This window comes from Dysgonomonas sp. UBA7710, assembly GCF_002482385.1.
GTDB lineage: Bacteria > Bacteroidota > Bacteroidia > Bacteroidales > Dysgonomonadaceae > Dysgonomonas.
This window is the reverse complement of sequence record NZ_DLFW01000004.1, coordinates 51629-76165: the sequence shown is the minus strand read 5'-3', so window position 1 is coordinate 76165 and position 24537 is coordinate 51629. Positions and strand designations below refer to the sequence as shown.

Annotated in this window: 18 protein-coding genes and 1 tRNA gene; 9 read left to right on the top strand and 10 right to left on the bottom strand. The window is 37.4% G+C overall.

Going from position 1 to position 24537, the window contains the following annotated elements; translation table 11 throughout:
- The 4 genes from B3317_RS03250 to B3317_RS03235 form a co-directional block, all read right to left on the bottom strand.
- Positions 1–588, bottom strand: a complete 588-nt coding sequence (locus tag B3317_RS03250) for a BfmA/BtgA family mobilization protein (RefSeq protein ID WP_291108589.1) — start codon at positions 586–588, stop codon at positions 1–3.
- 304 nt (positions 589–892) lie between these two features.
- Positions 893–1228 carry a helix-turn-helix domain-containing protein gene (locus B3317_RS03245; protein ID WP_291108587.1) on the bottom strand — a complete coding sequence of 112 codons (336 nt, stop codon included), beginning with the start codon at positions 1226–1228 and terminating at the stop codon, positions 893–895.
- Positions 1229–1386: 158 nt separating this feature from the next.
- Entirely contained in the window at positions 1387–1761 is a 375-nt protein-coding gene (locus B3317_RS03240; protein ID WP_291108585.1) for an RteC domain-containing protein, read from the bottom strand.
- Complete coding sequence (locus B3317_RS03235; protein WP_324354306.1) at positions 1736–2005, bottom strand: hypothetical protein; 270 nt, start codon at positions 2003–2005, stop codon at positions 1736–1738. The genes B3317_RS03240 and B3317_RS03235 overlap by 26 nt, the downstream gene beginning before the upstream one ends.
- A gap of 343 nt (positions 2006–2348) precedes the next feature.
- Between B3317_RS03235 and B3317_RS03230 the strand changes: the two genes are divergently transcribed.
- Positions 2349–2921 (top strand): Crp/Fnr family transcriptional regulator, encoded by a 573-nt coding sequence (locus B3317_RS03230; RefSeq protein ID WP_291108581.1) that lies wholly within the window; start codon positions 2349–2351, stop codon positions 2919–2921.
- 50 nt (positions 2922–2971) lie between these two features.
- Here the strand turns inward: B3317_RS03230 and B3317_RS03225 are convergent, their stop codons facing one another.
- From B3317_RS03225 to B3317_RS03200, 6 genes are all read right to left on the bottom strand, one after another.
- Positions 2972–3703 (bottom strand): SDR family oxidoreductase, encoded by a 732-nt coding sequence (locus tag B3317_RS03225; protein ID WP_291108579.1) that lies wholly within the window; start codon positions 3701–3703, stop codon positions 2972–2974.
- A 47-nt stretch (positions 3704–3750) separates the two neighbouring features.
- Complete coding sequence (locus tag B3317_RS03220; protein ID WP_291108577.1) at positions 3751–4134, bottom strand: nuclear transport factor 2 family protein; 384 nt, start codon at positions 4132–4134, stop codon at positions 3751–3753.
- A gap of 612 nt (positions 4135–4746) precedes the next feature.
- Positions 4747–5661 (bottom strand): helix-turn-helix domain-containing protein, encoded by a 915-nt coding sequence (locus tag B3317_RS03215; protein WP_291108575.1) that lies wholly within the window; start codon positions 5659–5661, stop codon positions 4747–4749.
- A 62-nt stretch (positions 5662–5723) separates the two neighbouring features.
- The gene (locus B3317_RS03210) at positions 5724–6560 is read right to left on the bottom strand and encodes an SDR family NAD(P)-dependent oxidoreductase (protein ID WP_291108573.1); all 837 of its coding nucleotides are present in this window, start codon (positions 6558–6560) and stop codon (positions 5724–5726) included.
- 293 nt (positions 6561–6853) lie between these two features.
- Complete coding sequence (locus tag B3317_RS03205; RefSeq protein ID WP_291108571.1) at positions 6854–8071, bottom strand: site-specific integrase; 1218 nt, start codon at positions 8069–8071, stop codon at positions 6854–6856.
- 240 nt (positions 8072–8311) lie between these two features.
- Positions 8312–8384, bottom strand: a tRNA-Lys gene (locus B3317_RS03200).
- 600 nt (positions 8385–8984) lie between these two features.
- Between B3317_RS03200 and B3317_RS03195 the strand changes: the two genes are divergently transcribed.
- From B3317_RS03195 to B3317_RS03160, 8 genes are all read left to right on the top strand, one after another.
- Positions 8985–10532, top strand: coding sequence for a DUF6377 domain-containing protein (locus tag B3317_RS03195; protein WP_291108569.1), 1548 nt, complete (start codon positions 8985–8987; stop codon positions 10530–10532).
- Positions 10533–10752: 220 nt separating this feature from the next.
- The gene (locus tag B3317_RS03190) at positions 10753–13779 is read left to right on the top strand and encodes a SusC/RagA family TonB-linked outer membrane protein (protein WP_291108567.1); all 3027 of its coding nucleotides are present in this window, start codon (positions 10753–10755) and stop codon (positions 13777–13779) included.
- 33 nt (positions 13780–13812) lie between these two features.
- The gene (locus tag B3317_RS03185; RefSeq protein ID WP_291108566.1) at positions 13813–15300 is read left to right on the top strand and encodes a RagB/SusD family nutrient uptake outer membrane protein; all 1488 of its coding nucleotides are present in this window, start codon (positions 13813–13815) and stop codon (positions 15298–15300) included.
- 19 nt (positions 15301–15319) lie between these two features.
- The gene (locus tag B3317_RS03180) at positions 15320–16756 is read left to right on the top strand and encodes a SusF/SusE family outer membrane protein (protein ID WP_291108563.1); all 1437 of its coding nucleotides are present in this window, start codon (positions 15320–15322) and stop codon (positions 16754–16756) included.
- 53 nt (positions 16757–16809) lie between these two features.
- The gene (locus B3317_RS03175; protein ID WP_291108561.1) at positions 16810–18567 is read left to right on the top strand and encodes a glycoside hydrolase family 66 protein; all 1758 of its coding nucleotides are present in this window, start codon (positions 16810–16812) and stop codon (positions 18565–18567) included.
- Positions 18568–18592: 25 nt separating this feature from the next.
- On the top strand, positions 18593–21076 hold the full coding sequence (locus tag B3317_RS03170; RefSeq protein WP_291108559.1) for a glycoside hydrolase family 31 protein: 2484 nt from the start codon (positions 18593–18595) through the stop codon (positions 21074–21076).
- A gap of 10 nt (positions 21077–21086) precedes the next feature.
- Positions 21087–23288, top strand: a complete 2202-nt coding sequence (locus B3317_RS03165; protein ID WP_291108557.1) for a glycoside hydrolase family 97 protein — start codon at positions 21087–21089, stop codon at positions 23286–23288.
- 920 nt (positions 23289–24208) lie between these two features.
- Positions 24209–24535, top strand: coding sequence for a cupin domain-containing protein (locus tag B3317_RS03160; protein ID WP_194225912.1), 327 nt, complete (start codon positions 24209–24211; stop codon positions 24533–24535).
- Positions 24536–24537 lie beyond the last annotated feature (2 nt).

Below are 24537 nucleotides of genomic sequence, written 5' to 3'. Positions count from 1 at the left end.
TTATTGATCGTTAATAAGATTGGTTATTTCAGCCTTTAGGTTTTCTTTTCGTTTTCCATCCATCAATCCTGCTGTGGTTAATTCTGAATAGAGGCTGATAAGTTGTAGTAGTTTCTTATTATCCTTCTGCTGATTTTTATAGATTGCCGATAGCTGTTTTGCCTGATTATTAATAGCATCTGCATGCCCTGTAAACTTTTCGCTTAACATCCTTAGCAGATTGCTCTGTCCTTCCTGATTGGCTTTAAGATGTGAAAGGATAATATCTTCCATCGACTTGACAATCTGATCAAATCTTGTGGCGATTGAATTACTTGTGCGTATCATCGGATTGAGTTGCTCTTCTTCATAGTGCCGGATAAAACGAATAATATCATCCTGCCGTTTATTGATCTTCCTTAGTTCTGCTTTTGTCGATTCGGGAACTTCGCTTGGGTTGATATTTGCTTTATCCAAATACAGAAAGGCAAGCTTTGTAATTTCTCCTTTTTTCAGCGAATAGCGTTTACAGAGTTTTTCTATTATTTTGTCCGTTACCTTATCTATCGCTATGGTGGTGAAGATGGTTTTTCTATTCTGTTTTTCCATTGTTATAACTATTTTATAGTTATTTATATATCTAACTTGCTCAAATAGAATTGTCTATCAATTACAGTTATAGCAAGTGTTATAACAGTGCTTTTTTATAAAGCACTAAAGCCGAAGGCTTTGCCCCGAAGGGCAAGAGGAGAACAGGACGATAGTCCAGTTCCCTCTTGCTCAATTTAGCTAAACAATCCGAAGCGGTTGAGCGAGGGTGTTTCTGCTAAATGCGGAGCCTTTAGGGAGGGTGATGGACTAAACACAGCCCTCACCCTTTTGCTTCATTCTGCTTAGATTAATAGATGCAGAATCATTTCAAGGTATTACCATCTTCTATACCTTTGTTGAACATCACTATCTCTTTCTTCGAGGCATAGGATTGAATAAAATCTTTCACATCTGCCATACGATAGAAAGTTTTTCTTCTAACAAGGAAATATCGAAGTTGTCCGCTATCCCGATATCTTTGGAGTGTTCGATATGATACTTTGAGAAGAAAGGCGAGATCTTGATTATCTAGTAACTTATCTTCATTGTTAAATGTTTCTCCTGTAGCCATCATTGCTTTAAGATCACTGCCTATAATTGTAAGCTTCTTGAATAGTTTCTCCATCCATGATAGGAAGTCTTCATTGTCTAAATACATAATTCTTTGTTTTTGAAATTAATAATTGATTAATTCCAATCGATTGGTAAAGCAAAGAACTGACAATCGGAGACAGAAAAATAGAGGGATAGTTAACTACCCCTCTAACAACAAGCTGCAATACACTCGTATACATTTTGTTATAAATGCATTATTTTTCATCTTATTTCTTTGTCCTTGCGAATTATCATATTGCGAAGGAAATCAAGAGCTTTGGTTCGGTTGAATGGTTTTCGTTTGTATATTTCACTCGTCTTGTCTGAGATATCTCCAAAAGAAACATTGAAGATCAATTCGAATTTATTTCCAATCTGACTTTTACTTGCTGGCTTACCTTCATTGTTAAATACTTCCTGACTTAGATAGAGACTTTCAACAATCTCTGCCAATGCTACAATCCCTAAATCTTTTGACTTAGGGATTATATGCAGATCGGATTTAAATGTCTGCTCTTTTACAAATCGTTCAGGATGGGTGAATCTTGTCTCCAGTAATACAAGCTCAGAATCAATAACAGAAATAGCTTTCTGCAAATAGAGATTTTTCAAGGCATTTTTCCCCCTGCTCGTATTGTAGAGTTGAGTTTAAAAAGCCTAATTCAATGCGAGTAATATTCAGCATCCGAAAGACAGTAGAATAGTCTATTTCAGATTTACTGATCGTTGTTTTTATTTTTTCGGTAAAGTCTCTATAGGCATCTTGAATTTCATGGTTTCTTACTTGCTGCGAAGCTTCAGATAGTAGCTTGAACATCTTCATCCCTAATAAATTATTCATAAGCATACGTTTTAATAATTAATAAATCGAGTTATCTATCAAGGTATCAACCCTGTATGCTGAATGATATTTGATACTATATCAAATACCGTTTTTTATTATCAAAACAATAGGTTTACCAGAAGTCATAGTTTTTTTCGTAGAAAAATTCTACGAGAAAAATTCCAATAGAATTTGTATTAAAAAAGAAATTCTATCTTTGTGATAGAGTCATTTGAAACAATGAAAAACTGGGTAGTCCAAAGTCCTGATCTCAAATCTGAGATATTACCCATTCTATTTCTTTGGCTCGTTAAACTATTATCAAATAGTAATCTGGTATCTTCTTATCATAAATAAAACAATGTATAATAGTCTTTTTAAAAATTTAGCACGACATGTGAACCTTTCGCCAGAAGAATTAGATTTGGTTTCGGCTAAAGTGCAAAAGACAATAATCGCCAAGAATCATTTCCTTCTTCAGGAGAAAGGGTATTCTCGCATGCTTTATTTTGTGGAAAAAGGATGTTTAAGAGTTTTTTCAACCGATGACTCAGGTAAAGAAACAAATGTGCTGTTTGCCCCTGAAAATTGGTGGGCTTGTGATATTTATAGTTTTACGAATGGTAAAGCTTCCCGATTTTCCATAGAAGCATTAGAAGATAGTCTACTTTTAGGGATTCATCATCATGATTTGGAAGAATTATTCCATTCAGTCCCTAAGCTTGAGCGATTTTTTAGAATTCTGTTTCAGAATGCTTTCGGGTTATATCAACGTCGCTTGTCCTTAGTTCTTTCAGCACCTGCAAAAGATCGCTATAAGTTCTTTAAAAGACAATATCCGACTTTAGAGTTAAGAATCTCACAAAAACACATTGCTTCATATCTTGGTATAACGACCGTGTTTTTAAGTAATATAAGAAAGCAAAGAAGCTGAAATTTCAGTAAATCGTTTGGTCATAAAAAATCTGTATAGATTAATTGGCTTTACCATTTAACTTCTCCTTCCGCACTATAAAACTTTCCGGTTGCTCCTTTATCTGGGAGTATAGCACATTGAACTATTGGTTGAGCACCTTCTTCAACTGTTTTAAAGCCTTTGTAATTGTTGAAATCTGTAGCCGTATGCCCCGGAGTAACACTATTCACTTTAAAATTTGTATTTCTTAATTCATAAGCTAGTGCTATAGTATATGCATTGATAGCAGATTTGGATGCTCCGTAAACAGCAAAAAACGGTTTCACGGAATCGTACTTTATCCAATTAGGATCACTATTTTCCATTAAAGAACCGACTTCACTTGAAACATTGACTATTCTTGGGGATTCTGATTTTCTCAAAAGATCTAAAAATTGTTGTGTCACTTCAATAGTTCCAAATACATTGGTTTGAAAAACATCTTTATAATTTTCAATACTTGTCGTAGATGGTTCTTGTGGCATGGTACCAAGAATTCCTGCATTATTAATAAGTATATCCAACGATTCAACTTTCTTTTCCAATTCAGCTTTTGCTGCTTTTATTGATGTGCTATCTGCTATATCGATATGTAAAGGTGCAATATTAAAAAATCCCAGTTCATGTAAAGCTAACACAGCTTTCTCTCCCTTCTCTTTATTTCTACTTCCCAGATACACAAAATAACCTAAGGCTGCCATTTGCTTTGCCGTTTCAAAACCAATTCCTTTATTTGCACCTGTTATTAATACTGTTCTCATATTTCTTTATTTATATAGACGAAAAATATATTGGTATACAATCTAAATTAGTTTAATCCTAATTTCTCTACTGGATAATCTTCCGGAAGAGAAAAAAAACTAACCAGTTTGGTTATTTTAAAATTATCATCGTATTCAAAGAAGTCTACTCCAATATTTACACCTCCGCCAAAAGTAGCTTTCCATTCATACTTACCATAATTATGATGATGCTCGGCTTTTTTGTGTATTTCAAAAACCCGGTCAGGAATAATCTTGAGTGATTCATAGGCAAACGTAGCCAATTCTTCAACATTATTATAATGACCAAATTGATCTATATATTCAGCTTCTTCTGCCCAAATTTTAGAGAATTCTCTTTTGTAAGATGCTAAATCTTTTTGGTTCCAAGCGATAACATATTGCGTTATCATTTCTTCTACTGTATTCATTATTGTATGTATTTAATTATAACACAAAATTATTAAATGAAGAGGAGAATAAAATTAAACTACTTTAATAAATAAGTCTCTATCCCTATTTATTTGAAGAACTTAAGTTCGGTATAGATCGTACTTATAACGATAATTATTATTAATTTCGTTTAGCATCTTCTGATAGAGGTCAACAATTTCCTGATCTTGACTTTGGTCTAAATGATATATCGGTTTTCTTCCAGAAATAAACAAAGGAAGGTCATGGATCCCGTTTCTATAGCTATCTGTAAAGAAAGATTCTTTAAAAACACAAAAAAAGCCAGTAGGGCAGTCTTCTAGTCGTTCAAACTTATATGGAATGGTCGGATTTAAAAAAAAGTGTGCTGCCATTGATATTTATACTTTTATCTGCATAATGGCAGCGATGTGTTCCCCGAATCAGCATTATTTAAAAAAATCATAGCGAGAGTAAGCTGCTAGCAATGTGCCTCCAATACTATCTTCCAAACAGAAAACATTAAAATCTCCGGTTCCAATTGGCGACATTGGTGGGATGTTTTATTATGAATAGATATTTTTTTTAACATCATATTTTTGTAGATTATTATTGAAAAGAGATGACATTGTTCAGTTAAAACTTGCTCTAAACTCAAGTGGCGATTGCTGTGTTTTTGATTTAAAGAACCTGCTAAAAGATTGTGGTTGTTCAAATCCTAATTCATATGCAATTTCACTAACCGAAAGAGTTGAAGTGGATAGCTTTTCTTTAGCTTGAGCAATCAACTTTTCATGGATGTGTTGTTGTGTTGTCATACTTGTTAAAGATTTGAGCAAGGTCCCTAAGTAATTGGGAGAAATATTCAACTTCTCTGCTAAATAATGGGCGGTAGGTAACCCTTTATTCACCAAATTTTCAGAGAAATATTCATCCAAGATTATTTCTAATTTTTCCAGAATTTGATGATTTCCTTTTCTTCGTGTGATAAATTGTCTACGGTAAAAACGTTCAAAATAGTTGAGTAATAATTCTATTTGAGAAATAATAATACTCTGAGTGAAGTTATCAATATTGGAATGATATTCACGACGGATATTATGTATAAGGTCGGAAAGAATATTCTCTTCTTTCTCTGAAACGAATAATGCTTCATTGACTTTATAACCAAAGAAATCATATTTTTTGATATTCTTTGCCAAAGATGTATTCCATAAGAAATCCGGATGGATTAATAGAACCCATCCAGATGGCTTTATTTCAGATTCTTCAACAATAATATTTACTAACTGACCTGGAGCCACAAATGCAACCACTCCTTCATCAAAGTCGTATGGCAATTGTCCGTACCTGAACTTTCCTTGAATATCGCGTTTTAAACCAACAGAATAAAAATATTGTATCCAACTAATTTCATTTCCATCTGTCTGATATTCCACTAACCCATAATCAACCAGACTGATTAAAGGATGTTCGGGTTTCGGGAGATTACACATTTTGTGAAACTCAGTAATAGTGTTACAGATATGTATTTTCTTGTTCTCCATATTACTTGTAAAAGTATGAAAAAACCGTACTACCTATTACCTGTAATACGGCTTTTTTATAGTTAAAAATCTGTTGATCTGCTAAGAGTTTCATTGTCATTCAATGCCTTTTCTACTACTTCAATTTTGCCTTGAGCTTGTTTGAAAGCATCACTACCCAAGAAAAGGTGTAAAGGAGGATTAGCTGTTTCTGTTATTTTGATAAAAGCTACTGCTGCTTTTTCAGGATTTCCTTGCTGATTTCCATTCAGTTCATTAATATGAAAAGATTCAACTTTTCGTCCCTCTGTATATTCTACAATTGATTTTTTTGGTAAACTAATTGAATCTTGCTCCAAAAAATTAGTGCGAAATACACCCGGATAAACCACTGTTACCGAAATACCAAATTCTTTAGCTTCTGCTGATAAGGCTTCAGTTAATCCCGCAACAGCAAATTTGGTAGCACAATAGATTCCAACACCAGCATATGCACCAGTAAATCCACCAATAGAAGATATATTAATGATGTGTCCAGACTTCTTCATACGCATAAATGGCATTACATGTCGAATAACATTCAACGATCCGAAAACATTGATATCAAAATTCTTTCGGGTTTCTTCATCAGTTAACTCTTCAATCGTTCCCAATTGACCATATCCGGCATTATTAACAACTACATCAATCCTTCCGAAATGATCAATCGTTTTGTTTATAGCATCTTTAACACTAGTTTCATCTACTAGATTTACTTCCAATGGAAGAAAATTAGCTTTTTCGCCAACTTGTTCTTTTAAGGATTGAATAGTCCTGGAAGTGGCAGCAACAGCATAGTTTTGAGCCAATAATGCTTTCACTAACGACAATCCTATTCCTTTTGACGCTCCGGTTATAAACCATACCTTTTTATTATCCATTTTTTTGATTTTTAGTTATTACATGGCAAAGATATTTTGGATATATTTTGAATAAGTAGCTGAAACTCGGATTTACATACCCAAATCAAAGATTGGTTTCATTACATAGATTTTTATGAAACTTTTTTTTTAACTGATAAACACCCCATTTAAAAAGAGAATAATAAAAGCAAGGTTTTACCAAAGAATACGCTTTTGAAAAAAGGAAGATTCTTTGAGTGAACCCGAAGGGCTTGACCTTGATTAAATTATTCTCTTATAATACATTTGTGTTCAGATGAAAGAAAAGAGACTTAGAGAGAGAATTTCTTATCCACTTCTTGAATATCTCTCATAATAGAGCTATCCAACACTTTTGCATAATGCTGAGTCGTACGAACATTTGAATGCCCCAATATCTTAGCTACATTTTCCAACGATACTTTATTGGCTAAAAATACAATTGTAGCCGCTGTATGTCGGGCTACATGCGTGCTAAGCTTCTTCGTAATTCCGCATGAATCAGCAATCTCCTTCAAATAGGAATTCATCCGTTGATTGGTAGGTACAGGAAATAATACATTCTTCTCAATACACTCAGGATGATCTGCATATTTGTCTATTAACATTTTAGCTGCCGTTATCAGAGGAATATTGCACATATTGTTAGTCTTCTGCCTATTCTTGCGAATCCATAATGAGCCGTTATTATCCTTTACTAAATGCTCAGACTTTAATTGCTCAATATCCGAAAATGCCAATCCTGTAAAGCACTGGAAGAGAAAAATATCTTTGACCGTACTTAGTCTTTCAATAGAAAAATCCTTCTGGATAATGGAGTTCAATTCTTCCTGTGTCAGGAATTCGATATTAGTTTCCTCGAACTTGAATCGGTAAGTCATAAAAGGGTCTTTCTGAATCCAGTCATTAGAATAAGCAATACGCATAATTTTCTTTACCTGCTTCAATCGGGTGATAGCGGTGTTTTGGGCGCAGTTCTTCTCGGTCTTTAAAAAGGTATCGAATTTTTGAATGAAGGGTAGATCAATATCCTTCAGATTGATATCGGACTTCTTATACTCTTTCTTTAAGAACTCCTTCAAATATCGGACTGTACCCTCGAAGCGGATAATTGTCTTTTGTGCATAACCCTTACCTTCTAACAGTTTGATTTCTTTATTATGTTCCTCGAAAACGTCAAGTAAGGTTTTGTGTTTATCTTCAACACCACAAAAGCGGTTACAGATCTCTTTTGCAGATATTTCGAGGTTGTCGGCTTCGAGTTGCCTGTGGATATTCTGAATTTTAGTTCTGACCGTATCAATATACATATTGATCTCGGTTGATAGCTTGTCTTTGGTTTTTAGTTTCCCTTTGGTCTGATCCCAATTCTCGACAAGTGTACTTCTTCGGATAAACATTTCACAAAACTGTCTGTCTACCGTGATTCTCATTGAGATTGGGGCTTCTCCGTTTGCTTTGATTTTATTCTTTTTGAGAAAGAATAAAACATGGAAGGATTTTTGTTTCATTTTACTACTTTTTTTGTGGTTAAAATTACGTTTAAACCATCAAGTAGTCATAAGGTAAGTTGCTGACAAATAATGACTAATTCTCAAAATCGTGGACCATTTTTCGCACGCTTGCTTGTCCACGATTTAGGCATGTATATACTGTCGTAAATTGCCCTTTTTTGCCTATTTGGACAAAAGAAAAAGCCTTGACTTTCTACTGAAAATCAAGGCTTTACTTCTTTTTGCGTCATTTGCTAGTGATCCCGCTGGGGCTCGAACCCAGGACCCCATCATTAAAAGTGATGTGCTCTACCTGCTGAGCTACGGAATCTCCCTGTTGCTTTACTAAAGCGAGTGCAAAGGTAGTAGAAAATATTTATTATCCAAATTTATACTTCTAAAAAATGTATGTCATAAAAAGAGTTGCTACTCCTGTTTTCATATAAAATAATGATAAAAACATTATATACAAATACTTAGAACCAACCTTCCATATTAGCTAAAATATCTTTTTTTTTAATTTTATTTCATTTCACCTCATTATTATCCGTAATTCAACGTCAATATTACAATAATGGAAAAATACAATAAAGCGTTCCTGGACAAGAAACAATTGATTTTGTAAAAATCATTCGGAATATCCCGTCAAAAGAATCTGAATTATCCCTTCTCCTGTATAATCAAATTGGCCTCATTATATGAAGTGGAATACCCGATTTCTGAAATGAAAGATAAAAACTCATAAATCAATAATTCACTCTACTATACAAAGATATATTTTACTAACTTTGCTTAAAGTCCTATGCTATCGATGAAAAAAATACTTTCCCTCATTATACTATTATTTTTCATTAGTGATGTTTTTTCAAAAATATCACAAGATACAATACTTATTTCCCTTTATAAACTGGTAGAACATAAAGAGGTATACATGGCAGAAAAAGAAGATGGAATATCCGAAATAAAGAAAATGCTCAAAACGCCCAATATTACATCGGAACAGCGATATGACATTAATCTTAAACTCTATAATGAATACAAAACTTATATATCAGATTCTGCAATTTATTATGCAAGGGAAAATACCGCTATAGCAAAAAAACTAAATCGTCCGGTATGGACTTACGAATCTCAATTAGACCTAGTATCATTATATATCGTTGCAGGAATGTACATAGAAGCAATCGATATTCTTAAATCAATAAATAACAAGAATCTTCCCGACTGGTTATTAATTAAGTATTACGATTGTTATAAACAATTATATAACTATTATTCAAATAATAACCTCTATACTCGCATATATGTAGAGAAGAGTAAATTATATCGGGATTCATTACTCAATGTTCTGGATAAAAAATCCAATCACTATAAAATAGTATATGCTGAAAAACTGTATGATGAGAACAAGTTAACAGAAGCCCGACAAATACTACAGGAGCTTTTAAACCAGACGAAATCCGACACTCATGAAAAGGCTGTACTTGCGTATGCACTTGCAAACATTTACAAAAAAGAGGGAAGCATTGGTCTACAAAAACACTATTATGCTATATCCGCTATCTGTGATATAAAAAATGCAATCAAAGAGAACGCATCCATGCAGGCTTTAGCTTCTGTCTTATACGAAACAGGTGAAGTAGAAAGAGCTTATGATTGCATTAAATCGTCGATGGAAGATGCAATGTTCTGCAATGCACGATTGAGAACATATGAAGTTTCTCAGATATTCCCGATTATAGACTCTGCCTATCAGGAAAACGTGAACAAGCAAAAATCGGAACTGCAACTATTCCTCATTCTTGTCAGTATATTATCTATATTTCTGATTATGGCAATAATATATGTGTACAGGCAAATGAAGAGAGTTGCCCGTATACGCAAGGAACTCTACCACACTAACGTAAAACTGAATGAACTCAACATCGATCTACAATCCACGATTAATCAACTCAATGACGTAAACAAAGAACTCTCAGATGTAAATAATGAACTGTCAGAAGCAAACCAAATCAAGGAAGCATATATAGGACATTTCCTTGATTTATGCTCGACATACATTAATAAACTCGAAAAGTATCAAAATACACTCAATAAAAAAGCGGTGGAGAAGAAGCTGGATGAATTATACAAGATATTAAAATCCAGAGAGATGATTGATAATGAATTGAAAGAGCTTTATGAAAACTTTGACAATATATTTTTACATTTATACCCTAACTTTGTTGAGGAATTTAACTCCCTATTGGTGAGAGACGGACAATTTATATTAAAACCAAACGAACTATTGAACGTAGAACTTCGTATATTTGCATTAATAAGACTGGGAATAACCGACAGTTCTAAAATTGCAAGCTTTTTACACTATTCAGCAAATACCATTTATAGCTATCGCACCAGAGTTCGGAATAAAGCCGCCGTGCCTCGCGAAGAATTTGAATCTATGGTAATGAAAATAGGCATAATAAAGAAAAATTAAGACATACCACATCCATATTTTTCAACTCCTTTTAAATATTTAAATACCTACTATTCACATATTTAATAATTTATACTATCTATATTTTATCCATGTGAATTTTCTTTACTTAATAACTGCTTATATTTTTGCATGTAAGAGGTTAGGTCCATTTTCAGTCTCCAAAACTGAAGAAACTATGTTAACCATAAACAAGAAAAATTCATAAATCGTATAGACCATGAGAAAAGATCAAAAAAAGAAATGGGCATATGTTAGTAGAATAAGTTTACTTATTCTGACTTTATTTTTTACACTTCACCTATCTGCTCAAAACAAAAAAACAATTACAGGAACAATCCTCGATGAAAAAGGAGAAAGCATCATCGGGGCATCCGTTGCAGTAAAAGGTACCACCAATGGCACAATTACGGATATAGATGGTAAATTCTCTCTGAATGTAAATGAGAATGATATTCTGGCCATATCTTATGTGGGTTTTTTAGCGCAGGAAATCCCGGTAACAGGCAAATCCAACCTGCAAATTACCCTGAAAGAAAATACAGAAATGCTGGATGAAATTGTTGTAGTAGGTTATGGTGTAATGAGAAAAAGAGACTTAACCGGAGCAGTTTCTTCCATCGATTCAAAATCGATGCAGGATAAACCCGTCGCCAATATCGGAGAAGCCTTGCAGGGAAGGGCTTCCGGTGTTCAGATTATAAATTCAGGTGCACCGGGTAGTAATGTTTCTATCCGTATAAGGGGAATAAGTACCATTAATAACAGTGAACCGTTATTAGTAATAGATGGCGTACCGACAGACCTTTCTTTAAACGCCCTCAATATGGATGATGTGCAAACAGTCGACGTATTGAAAGATGCCTCGGCAACAGCTATTTACGGATCAAGAGGTGCAAATGGGGTCGTTATTATTACGACCAAAAAAGGGAAATCCGGTGATGGCGTTGTATCATTCAGCGCCAATTGGGGCATACAGGATGCAACCAGCATGCCTGATATGCTAAATGCAAGCCAATTTGCGTCCTACCACAATGACATGATAGCAAATTATAGCGGGACGGAGAACCTGATGCAAAGACCTGATTTTGCTGATCCGACAACATTGGGAAAAGGTACAGATTGGATAGACGAATTGTTTCGGACAAGTATGATCCAAAATTACTCCGTATCTTATTCCGGCGGCACAGATAAGAGTAACTATTATGTATCGGCAGGGATTCTGGATCAGGAGGGGATTGTTACTGATACCTCTTATAAGCGGTATACTGTACAATTCAATGGGGAGTCGAAAGTAAAACCCTGGCTTAAATTAGGTAATAATGTTACATTAAGTCATGATGCCAAGAAGCAGGGAAGCTACAGTATTCGCGATGCGATGGCCGCACAACCTACACAACCGGTTTACAATGAAGACGGAACTTATTCCGGCCCGGGCAATCCTGCATATTGGTATGGAGATATTAAGAATCCGTTAGGAAATGCAAAAGTCAATAGCCAGAGCACCAAAGGCTATAATTTGCTGGGAAATATTTTTGCCGAGATCAATTTCTTCGATAAAGTTACTTTCAAAACGCTGGGTGGTATAGATTTTAAGTTCTGGGACAAGGAAAACTTTAGTCCTAAATACGATTGGAAACCGATTTCCCAACCCGAATCATACCGCTACGAAGAGTCTAACAAAAGCCTCACTTACCTTTGGGATAATACCCTTACCTATATAGATACCTTCAATGAAAATCACCACCTGAACGTGATGATTGGCTCGAGTGCCCAAAATAATGTATACAATAAGATGAATGCCAGTGTACAAGGCTTTCTGAGCGACAAGAATAACCAGTTATCTAACGGTTTGAACCAACCGACAGTCGGTGGAACAAAGAATGACTGGGCACTACTTTCATTCATGGGCAGGGTAAACTATAACTATACTGATAAATATTTGCTGACATTAACTGTCCGTCGCGATGGCTCTTCTCGTTTCTCAAAAGATAATCGTTGGGGAACCTTTCCTTCCGTTGCAGCAGCATGGCGTCTGTCGGAAGAAGCTTTTTATCAGAAGAATAAATGGGTAAACGATATAAAGGTAAGAGCGGGTTACGGAGTTACGGGAAATCAATGGGGTATAAATGAGTATGCCTATTTTACTAAACTAAAAACAGGACAATATGTATTTAACGGAACGCCTGTATCGACACTATACCCGCTTGTAATGCCAAATCCGGATGTTAAATGGGAGACCGTAAAACAATGGAATGCAGGGATTGACCTTTCACTGATCGACCAGCGTATTAACCTGTCATTAGACGGATATATCAAAAACACGACCGATATGCTGGTGCCGATGGCAGTGCCTATCACAACAGGATATTCGGATATCTATGTACCAAGTATTAATGCCGGAAAAGTGCGGAATACAGGATGGGAATTAACCATATCTTCCCGCAACCTGACCGGAGAACTGGAATGGAACACAGATTTGAATGTCTCTTACAATAAAAACAAAGTCATCAGCATGAATGATGGTGTACCTTTATTTACCGGAGATGATATTAATATGACGAAAGTATTGGTAAATGCAGAAGGCAATCCAATCAATTCATTCTACGGCTATGTAACAAATGGTTTGTTTCAGAATTGGGATCAGGTTAACAACGCCTCCATACAAGTTCCGGGAGGAACAGCACCGGGGGACATCCGCTTCAGTGATCTGGACAATAATGGGGTCATAAATGATAATGACCGTACATACATAGGTAATCCGACTCCGGAATGGTCATTCTCGATGAATAACAGTTTTGCTTACAAAAACTTCGATTTGCAAATATTCCTGCAGGGAGTAGCCGGTAATGATATTTACAATGCAAACCGTATCTGGCAGGAAGGAATGGCTGTACCTCAAAATCAAACAGCTAAAGTATTGGACAGATGGACAGGGGAAGGGACCAGTAATTCAGTACCAAGGGCTGTATACAGCGACCCGAATAAGAATGCACGCCATTCCGACCGGTTTGTTGAAGACGGTTCTTATCTAAGAATTAAAAACCTGACATTAGGATATACATTGCCGCAAGCAATCTCAAAGAAAGCTTATTTACAAACAGTACGCATGTACATGTCATGCCAGAATCTCTATACTTTCACAAAATATTCAGGATTCGATCCGGAAGTTGGAGCTAATGGTATAGACCTAAGTACATATCCGCTCACACGTACGATCAGCTTTGGAGTAAATGTTAAATTCTAAGGTTATAATTTTAATATTAAAGAAAAGAAAATCATGAAAAAAATAATATATACAGGTCTTATTATGTTAGCATCTTTACTGGTTTCCTGTTCGGACTTCCTTGATAAAGAACCTTATGAAGACCCTAGCGCAGAAGTATTGAGCGACAAAGAATCTGCTATCGCTTTAGTAAACGGGGCATATCAACCCCTCCAACGTCCTAAGCTCTATAATATGCGTATCTGGACACTCGATATTATTGCAGGCAACAGTGAAGTAGGTGCAGGAGGCGGTACGGATGGAATAGAGACTGTCGACATAGCTAATTTCGTGACTACTACCGACAATGCTGCAGCTTTGGATATCTGGCGTGGCCCCAATCCCGGTATTTTGTATTGTAACACAGTTTTAGAAAGTGTTCCTTCTATGGATATCGATCAGGCTTTAAAAAACAGATGTATAGGGGAAGCCAAATTCCTGAGGGCACATTATTATTTCATTCTGGTTCAACTATTTGGTGATGTGCCTCTAACAACTACCACTCCTAAACCGGGTGATAATCTCAAGCCAACCCGTACAGACAAGATGAGCATTTACAACGAAGTAATCATTCCTGACCTGAAGGAAGCTATCGAACTTTTACCTCCACGCGAAGAGTATTCGGGTAGTGACATAGGCCGCGCGTCCAGAGGAGCTGCCGCAGGTATGCTGGCTAAAGTTTACCTTACATTGGGGATGTATGATGAAAGTCTCAAAATGTGTAATATGGTGGAAAGTCTTGGTTATACATTAAATCCGGATTATAGCGATTGTTTCGGCGGTGAAGCCAAAAATAAGAATACATCGGAGTCACTTTTCGAAGTTCAATATTACGGGTTGACAAAAGCCGATTTCTGGAGTGATGAAAATCAGGCAAACTGGCTCAGCACCTATATGGGGCCACGAAATTCAGGATGGGTAGGGGGAGCCTACGGATGGAACCAGCCTACACAGGAATTTGTAGACCAATATGAGAATGGTGATTTACGAAAAGACAAAACAATCCTGTATGAAGGATGCCCGTCTTTCGATAGTAAGACCTATAAGTCTAATATGTCTAATACAGGCTATAATGTCCGTAAATTCTTGGTTCCGCTATCAATTTCAGCTGATTATAATACAAACTCAGCAAGTATTATCGTTTTGCGTTACGCTGATGTATTACTGATGAAAGCCGAGGCCCTTAACGAATTAGGACAAACATCTGATGCCGAAGAGCCGCTTTATCAGGTGAGAAAAAGAGCAGGATTAACCAATCGTGGCGATGTGGAAGGGTTGACCCAGGACCAGATGCGCGATAAAATCAGACAGGAACGCCGCATAGAATTGGCCTTCGAGGGACATCGCTGGTTCGACATGATACGTTGGGATAATGGGCAATATGCGCTTAATTTTCTGCATTCCATCGGTAAAATAAATGCTTCACAAAAGCACTTGCTCTTTCCGATTCCACAAAAAGAAATAGACACAAATCCAAATCTGAAACAAAATACAGGATATTAATTTTTAAATACCGACTATCATGAAATTATATAAAATAGTATCATTACTTACACTATTATTTCTTTTCTGGTCGTGCACCGACGAGGATAATACGGAATATAATAAAGGAGACCAGTCATTGGAGATAAGCGCGTCAAAGGAAACTGTAGAACTGGATGCATTAAATCCTTCATCGGAAGCTATAAAATTCATCTGGACATCGGGGACAAACAACGGAACCGGACTGGCAATAGAATATGTTTTTCAGATGGACAAACAGGATGGTAATTTCGAGAACGGGATATCCATAGACATGGGACGCAACGTGTATGAGAAATCGTACAAGAATGAGGAGCTTAATGATCTGCTTATTGATAAATTCGGCATAACCCCAACTTCGGAAACAATATTTCAATACAGAATTATTGCCAAAGTGGCTTCTGAAAACATTGGATCTCAGACTTCTCCTGTTCAGACCATAAATATCAAGACTCATAAGCCTATTACAAAAACATTGTACCTTATAGGAGATGCGACACCGAATGGATGGAGTGCCGACGATGCTACCGCAATGAAGCCAATAACAAACACTCCGAAAGCATTTTCGTGGACAGGAGCGCTTTCTGCCGGAGAATTCAAACTCATCACAACACAAGGGGAATTCTTACCTTCTTATAATAAAGGAGAAAATGACACTAAACTTGTACTCCGTGAATCAGATTCTGATCCGGACGAAAAGTTTGTAATTACAGAAGGAGGCACTTATACGGTCAAAGTGAACCTGATATCAATGGCGATCAGTATTACAAAAGGAGAAGGGCCTGAATTTAGCGAACTATGGTTTGTAGGTAATCCTACCGGTTGGAATTTCAATCCGATGACTGTAGATCTGCTCGATCCGTTTGTATTCCATTACAATGACGATCTATCGGCAGGAGGAGAATTCAAAATAGGAACTGCCGCAGGAAACTGGGATGCTGTATTTTTCCGTCCTGCTATTAATGAACAACCGGAAGGAACTAATCTGGATGTAGATAAATGGGCCGGTGATCCTGACTATAAATGGAAAATCACAGGGGGTGTTTACAAGATTAAACTTGATACCCGGGATATGAAGATAGATATTGCGCCATTCACTCCTTTTGCCATGATTTATTTGGTAGGAGATGCTTCGCCTAACGGCTGGAATATTGGTAGTGCTACACCGATGACCGCGACAGGCAATCCATATGTATTCACTTGGACCGGGACATTAAATGCCGGAGAATTGAAATTCACACTGGATAAGCAGGACGACTGGAACGGTGCCTGGTTCATTGCCGGGGAAGCCGATAAAAATCCGACAGGAGATGCAGAGCAAATAATATATAGTTATCCGGGAGCAGGTGTGGACTATAAATGGAGAATCACACAATCAGGCACATATACAATTGAACTGAATCAATTGAAAGAAACTGTTATAATCAAGAAACAATAATCAAAATACAAGGAGTGTCTTCTCTGGGGACACTCCTGTTTAAAAATATTATCATGAAGAAAATATATGTATATCTAATATTCTGTCTGACAATCTCTTTGTGGAGTTGCGAAGATTATTACGATACGGATAATGATCCCGTAATATATGGCGTGACTTATTTCAAAGCAGATTTGCATACGGATAAAGCGTCTTACAAACCGGGTGAGACAGTCCGCTTTACCCTCAAAGAAAAGCCGTCAGGCAGTGTAAAAGTAAGATATTCCCACTTAGGCAAAGTGATTTCGGAAGAAACCCTGTCATCTGCTACGTGGGACTGGACTACACCCTCCGACGACTACAAAGGATATATGGTAGATATATATGAAGTAACCGATAATGCAGAAAAGATACACCAGAGTATTGCTGTCGATGTATCATCGGACTGGAAGAAGTTCCCTCGCTATGGTTTTCTTTCCTCATATGGCAAACTATCCGAAAATGAAATAGAAAATAACATCGAAGCCCTTAACCGTTATCACATCAACGGCATTCAATTCTACGACTGGATGTATGACCATCAACGTCCATTGGCCGGAACGGTTGACAATCCGTCCCCATCATGGGCAGACCTTATAGGCAGAACTAATTATCTGTCCACTGTCAAAGGATATATCAATGCTGCCCACAATAAAGGGATGAAAGCCATGTTTTACAATCTTGCTTTCGGAGCATTGAGCAATGCGGCGGCAGATGGGGTAAAAGAGGAATGGTATCTTTTCAAAGATCAGAATCATACCGAAAAAGACAATCATCACCTCGACGCTCCTTTCCGCAGTAGCATTTATCTGACAAATCCGGGGAATAAGGAATGGCAGGATTATATTGCAGGAAGGCATGGCGATGTCTATAAAGTTTTCGATTTTGACGGCTATCATATCGACCAATTGGGAAACAGGGGAACAGTCTATGACTATACAGGAAATGCTGTTAAGCTCGAGGAGACTTATAAACCTTTTATCTCGGTGATGAAACAAGCCAATCCGGACAAGCGACTGGTTATGAATGCAGTTTCTCAATACGGGCAGCAAAAGAGTATTGCAAAATCAGAAGTTGATTTCCTATACACAGAAGTCTGGGACGAATCTAAAACTTTTGACCAATTGGCTCAGGTTATACTCGATAATAATAGTTATAGCGGGAATGAAAAGGCGACTGTTCTGGCTGCATATATGAATTATGCACGGTCAAATAACTCCGGTTATATCAATACAGCCGGTATATTGCTTACCAACGCTGTGATATTCTCTTTTGGAGGCTCGCATCTCGAATTAGGAGAACACTATCTGTCGAATGAATATTTCCCGAACTCTAATTTGCAGATGAAATCCGGGACAAAGGAATCCCTTACTCATTATTACGATTTCCTTGTTGCATACCAGAATATCTTACGCGACGGAGGCACTTTTTCTCCAATAAACGTACAATCGGCCGGCGGAAATCTTTCATTCGAAAACTGGCCTGCATCACAAGGCAGTATAGCTGTGGTGGGAAAGAAATTCACAGATAAAGATGTGGTTCATCTGATAAACTTTTCACAGGCTAATTCTATGGAATGGAGGGATACGAACGGCACACAAAAAGAACCGTCGTTAGTCGCCGGTATACAGGTAAAAGTGACCGCATCCAAAGCTGTTTCGAAGGTATGGATTGCCTCTCCCGATATCAATGGAGGAGTTGCGATCAATACTGAATTTTCCCAATCGGGCAATGAGGTTTTGCTAACACTCCCTTCGCTTAAATACTGGGATATGCTGGTACTTGAATATTAATTAATAAGGAAAAGGTAAGAAGGTTATGATAAAGAAGGTTTGGTTATTTCTAATAGGTTTGATATTTTCTTCGGCAACACTATTTGCCGGAGAATGTATCTCCTATACTAAAAACGGGAATCAGGTTATTTTCAATTGTAAAGACGGGTCGAAGATGTCTCTGACAATAAACAGCAGCTCTGTCATTAAAGTCTGGTTCGACCAATCGGGGAAATTTCTAAGAAGCAATGAATCATTTGCTGTAATAAATGAAAATCTCGAGGATATCGGAGAAATTAATGTGAATGACGAACCCGCATGTTATGAAATATTTACGTCGAAGCTGCGTATCAGGGTAAATAAAAATCCGATGCAGTTACAGATATTCGATAAATGGCAGAAACTGGTTTTCAGCGATTTTAAAGAGAGAGGGCACGTTGCCGATTCTAAAGCCGTAAAAGCATACAAGGTTTTGCGTAACGATGAGCAGTTTTTCGGGCTGGGCGAAAAGACAGGCCCCCTGAACCGCCGCGGACGCTCTTATAAGATGTGGAATAGCGACCGTCCCTGCTACAGTGTCACGGAAGACCCTCTGGCAAAGAGCATTCCATTTTTTATGAGTAGTTACCGTTATGGTATATTTTTGGACAATACATACAAGACCGAGTTCAAATTTGGTACTGAATCAGATGAATACTACTCATTTGAAGCACCGGACGGGGCATTTGTTTATTATTTCATATTCGGAAAAGATTATAAAGATATCCAACAGCAATATATCGACCTGACAGGTAAACCCATTATGCCTCCTAAATGGGCTTTGGGTTTCGCTCAGAGCCGGGGGTTATATACCAAAGAGGCTCAGGCATTGGACATAGCCGCTGAATTCCGTAGACGTCAGATCCCTTGTGATATAATTTATCAGGATATAGGCTGGACACAATATTTACAGGATTTTGAGTGGCGCAAAGGAAACTATACAGACCCAAAGGGGATGCTGAAATCATTGAAAGAACAAGGCTTTAAGATGATCGTTTCACAAGACCCTGTTATATCACAGGCGAATGAAATACAATGGAAAGAAGCTGATAAATCAGGCTATTTCGTAAAAGATGTCCGTAATGGAAAATCGTATGATATGCCGTGGCCCTGGGGAGGAAACTGCGGTGTAGTAGATTTCACTATTCCCGGAGTTGCCGATTGGTGGGGCCAATATCAGCAAAAGCCAATAGATGACGGAATAAGCGGATTTTGGACTGATATGGGTGAGCCTGCATGGAGCAATGAAGAAGACATAGACCGCCTGAATATGAAACATCATATAGGCATGCACGATGAGATACATAATGTATATGGTCTGACATGGGATAAGGTTGTAAAAGAGCAGTTTGACAAACGCAATCCGGATAAACGAATCTTCCAGATGACACGTTCGGCCTATGCCGGTTTGCAACGTTACACATTCGGATGGACAAACGATAGCGGTAACGGAAATGATGTACTGGAAGGTTGGGGACAACTTGAGAATCAGGTAGCAGTAGGAATTTCTGCCGGACTGGGGGGAATTCCGTTCTGGACTACAGATATATCAGGTTATTGCGGAGATATTACCGACTATAACGCAATGGGTGAATTATATACGCGTTGGATGCAGTTCGGTATATTCTGCCCGTTGAGCCGCGCTCACCATGAGGGAGACAATGCTGTTGAACCATGGATGTTCGGCGATGTGGTGGAAAAGAATACTAAAGCGGCTATCGAGCTGAAATACCAGCTATTCCCCTATCTGTACACATATTCACGTATAGCTCACGATAGAGGCTTACCGATAACAAGAGGCTTATTTATGGAATATCCGAATGATGCAGAAGCTGTAAAAACAGATAACCAGTTCATCTTTGGAGAAGAAATATTAGTGGCTCCTGTGCTAAAAAAAGGAGAACGGGTAAGACGTGTTTACTTACCTGACGGGGAATGGATCGACTTCAATGATAAAAAGACTATCTATCTGGGTGGGCAAACCGTAGCCTATCGTGCACCGTTGAATACAATCCCTGTATTTGTGAAAAAGGGTTCGATTATCCCGATGATGCCTGTAATGCAGTATATACATGAGAAGAAAGACTACCCCCTGTTTATCCATATTTTCCCTAACTATGAGGATGAAAATGCCAGCTTTGAGCTTTATGAAGATGAGGGTGAAAATCTGGACTATCTGAAAGATATTTATTCAAAGACAGATTTTGTATGTACAACATTGAGTGATGGATATACAACTATTATAGAACCAAAAGATAAAGGTTTCCGGCAATCGGAGAGGCGAAATATCGTTCTCAAATACCATTTAGAGGCAAAACCGAATAGCATATCCGCAGATAACAAGGTTGTCAGAAATGTAGAGGAAGATATAATCCTGGATAAACAGGATACAGATTTTTCTTCAGTAGAATGGTCGTGGAATGAGACAACGAAAGAATGTTGGGTAAAAGTACCGGATAATAGAAAAACTGTAAATATATCAATCAAATAAAATAATAAGAATGAAGAAAATACTTTTGCTAATAAGCATCTGTTTATTAGGAGGATCGGCTTATGCCCAGGATTTAAAATCTCCTGATGGTAATTTCGTGATGAAATTCTATTTGCAGAATGGAGGGATTCCCTGCTATCAGCTTGACTACAAAGGAAAACAAATCATAAAGCCAAGTAAATTGGGTTTGGAACTAATGGGCAACACAACCAAAGTTGAATTTGGTGCGGAAATGGACATAAAGTCCGGGACTAATGACCCTCAGAGCTCGCTTTATGACAATTTCCGTATAGTAGATACAAAAAGCGCCTCTTTCGATGAAACATGGCAGCCTGTGTGGGGAGAAACTAAAGATATCCGGAATTACTATAACGAATTAGCTGTAATATTGAATCAGGAAGGAACAGACCGGCAAATGATTATCCGTTTCCGCTTGTTCGACGATGGTCTGGGATTTCGTTATGAGTTTCCTCAACAAAAGAATCTGATCTATTTTGTTATTAAAGAAGAACGTACCCAGTTTGCCATGACAGGCGACCATACGGCTTATTGGATACCGGGCGATTATGATACACAAGAGTATGATTATACTACTTCCCGTCTTTCAGAAGTCAGAGGCCTAATGAAAAGCGCCATTACACCGAATGCTTCGCAAACACCGTTTTCTCCGACAGGAGTACAGACTTCCCTGATGATGAAAACCGATGACGGCTTATATATCAATCTGCACGAGGCTGCGCTTATCAACTATGCATGTATGCACCTTAATCTGGATGATAAAAATTTTGTTTTCGAATCGTGGCTGACACCGGATGCGAATGGATCGAAAGGACATATGCAGGCTCCATGCAGTACACCTTGGCGCACTATTATAGCGAGTGATGATGCACGGGACATTCTGGCATCGAATATGACTCTGAACCTGAACGAACCGTGTAAGATTGAAGATACATCATGGATCAGACCTGTGAAGTATGTTGGCGTTTGGTGGGAAATGATAACCGGAAAAAGTGAATGGTCTTATACTTACGACCTGCCAAGTGTACAACTTGGGATTACAGATTATTCTAAAGTAAAACCTCATGGCCGTCATGGTGCGACAACCGGGAATGTGAAAAAATATATTGATTTTGCCGCAGAGCATGGCTTTGATGCTGTATTGGTCGAAGGATGGAATACCGGTTGGGAAGACTGGTTTGGAAATTCAAAAGATTATGTTTTTGACTTTCTTACTCCTTATCCCGACTTTGACCTTAAAGCGATTCGCGATTATGCAAAAAGTAAGGGAGTGAAAATGATGATGCATCATGAAACTTCCGGCTCTATCCGTAATTATGAACGCCACCTGGATGCAGCATATAAATTCATGAATGATAATGATTATACTTCAGTTAAATCAGGCTATGTAGGAAATATGATACCGCGTGGTGAGTTTCATTACAGCCAATGGCTAAACAACCATTATCAGCATGCCATAGAAAAAGCGGCAGAACATAAGATCATGGTAAATGCCCATGAAGCCACCCGTCCTACCGGAATTAGCCGTACATGGCCCAACCTTATAGGAAACGAGTCTGCACGGGGCACGGAATATCAGGCTTTTGGAGGCAGCAAACCGAATCATGTGACCGTACTTCCGTTTACCCGCCTGATTGGTGGCCCTATGGATTATACTCCGGGTATCTTCGAAATGGATATCGAAAAAATCAATCCGAACAATAAATCACATGTTAACAGTACATTAGCGAATCAACTGGCATTATATGTAACAATGTATAGTCCCTTGCAAATGGCTGCCGATTTTCCAGAGCACTATGAGAAGTTTATGGATGCTTTCCGGTTTATCAAAGATGTAGCTCTTGACTGGGACAACAGCAAATATCTGGAAGCCGAACCGGGAGAATATATAACGGTCGCCCGTAAAGCCAAAGGAAAAGATAACTGGTTTGTAGGGAATGTAGCCGGGGAAAAAGGATTTACATCTAATATAGGCTTTGATTTTCTGGATGCAAATAAACAATACATAGCTACTATATACTCAGATGCAAAGGATGCTCATTATAAAACTAATCCGCAGGCATACGAAATAAGAAAAGTTATCGTAAATAATAAATCCAGATTAAAGCAGCTTTCAGCTCCGGGCGGGGGATATGCGATTAGTATAATACCGGTTACAGATAAAAATGAGACTAAAGGATTGAAAAAATTATAGGAAATCGTCCTTTATAGATACGGGAAACTTTTTTAATATTCCCCTAATACCGTTTAAATAAATATTTATTAAGGTATTAGGGGGCTTTTGGGGGCTAAATTTTATTCTTCATGAAATAATTAATGAAATCAGGGTTATTCTTATTATTCATAATTAATCCCTTCTAAGGCAAACAGAAATCGAATCTTTTAGAAAAAGTTTATCTATATAGTAAGCTTTTAGCTTGTAGTTCTTTGAAAAAATTAATTAGCAAATGAGTGAAATAGTGTAACCTTTGTTACCTTTTAATAAGTAGTAAGTATTGAGTAATAAGTTGAAAGTTATATGAGATACGAGTAGACAAGACACAAGATACAAGTTGTTGACTGTTAACTGATATTTCTGTTACTTTTGTTACCTTTTAACAGTTACAGGTTGGCAGGCGCCCTATTTTGTTTCACGCAAAGGCGCAAAGTTTTTACATCTTACCAGTTGTTGACTGTAAATAGTGTTACCTTTTAACAAGTAGTGAGCAGTAAGTTTTAAGTAATAAGTGGTAAGTCAAGTTTTTTAAATTACGAACTGATGACTGTTAACTGATGGCTGCTAACTGTTCACTGATATTCCTGTTACTTCTGTTACTTTTTAACTATACATAGTTAACGAATGCAAAATAGACAAGATGAAAATAGTAAAAAAAGTGTCAGATATGTCAGATTTTAACTAAGCATAGTTAATAAACGTAAATACGGCGATGAGTAATAATTAGACTTTGCGCCTTAGCGTCTTTGGGTGAAATTCATTGTTAACTGATGGCTGTTCTCTGAAACGTTGTGAATTTTCATGCGTTTGCCCTAAATCTCTTTAGTGTAACAAATGTGACAGATTACTTGTTATTATCTTAATACCTTCACATTGTCAAATTAAAAACAATAAAGAAGATGAATAATATATTTGAAAAAGGAACGGTTTTAAACTTATCCCAACTCGTCGATTATTCTGACGGAGGAGTTATCAGTAAGCAAGTACTCAAAAGCAATGCAGGAAATATTACCCTGTTCTCTTTCGACAAAGGTCAGGGCTTGAGCGAACACACAGCGCCATTCGATGCAATGGTTCAGGTACTCGATGGTGAAGTAGAAATCAGAATCGGTGGCAATCCCGTATTGCTCAAACAGGGGGAGACCATCATTATGCCTGCCAATATCTCACATGCCTTATTTGCTGTAGAAAGGTTCAAAATGTTATTAACCATGATAAGAGGATAACC

Excerpts from the sequence above, each read along its gene's own strand:
- B3317_RS03190 (WP_291108567.1), top strand. The coding sequence starts at position 10,753 with ATGAGAAAAGATCAAAAAAAGAAATGGGCATATGTTAGTAGAATAAGT.
- B3317_RS03180 (WP_291108563.1), top strand. The coding sequence starts at position 15,320 with ATGAAATTATATAAAATAGTATCATTACTTACACTATTATTTCTTTTC.
- B3317_RS03245 (WP_291108587.1), bottom strand. The coding sequence starts at position 1,228 with ATGTATTTAGACAATGAAGACTTCCTATCATGGATGGAGAAACTATTC.
- B3317_RS03165 (WP_291108557.1), top strand. The coding sequence starts at position 21,087 with ATGAAGAAAATACTTTTGCTAATAAGCATCTGTTTATTAGGAGGATCG.
- B3317_RS03210 (WP_291108573.1), bottom strand. The coding sequence starts at position 6,560 with ATGGATAATAAAAAGGTATGGTTTATAACCGGAGCGTCAAAAGGAATA.
- B3317_RS03195 (WP_291108569.1), top strand. The coding sequence starts at position 8,985 with ATGGCAGAAAAAGAAGATGGAATATCCGAAATAAAGAAAATGCTCAAA.
- B3317_RS03220 (WP_291108577.1), bottom strand. The coding sequence starts at position 4,134 with ATGAATACAGTAGAAGAAATGATAACGCAATATGTTATCGCTTGGAAC.
- B3317_RS03175 (WP_291108561.1), top strand. The coding sequence starts at position 16,810 with ATGAAGAAAATATATGTATATCTAATATTCTGTCTGACAATCTCTTTG.
- B3317_RS03215 (WP_291108575.1), bottom strand. The coding sequence starts at position 5,661 with ATGGAGAACAAGAAAATACATATCTGTAACACTATTACTGAGTTTCAC.
- B3317_RS03230 (WP_291108581.1), top strand. The coding sequence starts at position 2,349 with ATGTATAATAGTCTTTTTAAAAATTTAGCACGACATGTGAACCTTTCG.
- B3317_RS03235 (WP_324354306.1), bottom strand. The coding sequence starts at position 2,005 with ATGAATAATTTATTAGGGATGAAGATGTTCAAGCTACTATCTGAAGCT.
- B3317_RS03205 (WP_291108571.1), bottom strand. The coding sequence starts at position 8,071 with ATGAAACAAAAATCCTTCCATGTTTTATTCTTTCTCAAAAAGAATAAA.
- B3317_RS03160 (WP_194225912.1), top strand. The coding sequence starts at position 24,209 with ATGAATAATATATTTGAAAAAGGAACGGTTTTAAACTTATCCCAACTC.
- B3317_RS03225 (WP_291108579.1), bottom strand. The coding sequence starts at position 3,703 with ATGAGAACAGTATTAATAACAGGTGCAAATAAAGGAATTGGTTTTGAA.
- B3317_RS03170 (WP_291108559.1), top strand. The coding sequence starts at position 18,593 with ATGATAAAGAAGGTTTGGTTATTTCTAATAGGTTTGATATTTTCTTCG.
- B3317_RS03185 (WP_291108566.1), top strand. The coding sequence starts at position 13,813 with ATGAAAAAAATAATATATACAGGTCTTATTATGTTAGCATCTTTACTG.
- B3317_RS03250 (WP_291108589.1), bottom strand. The coding sequence starts at position 588 with ATGGAAAAACAGAATAGAAAAACCATCTTCACCACCATAGCGATAGAT.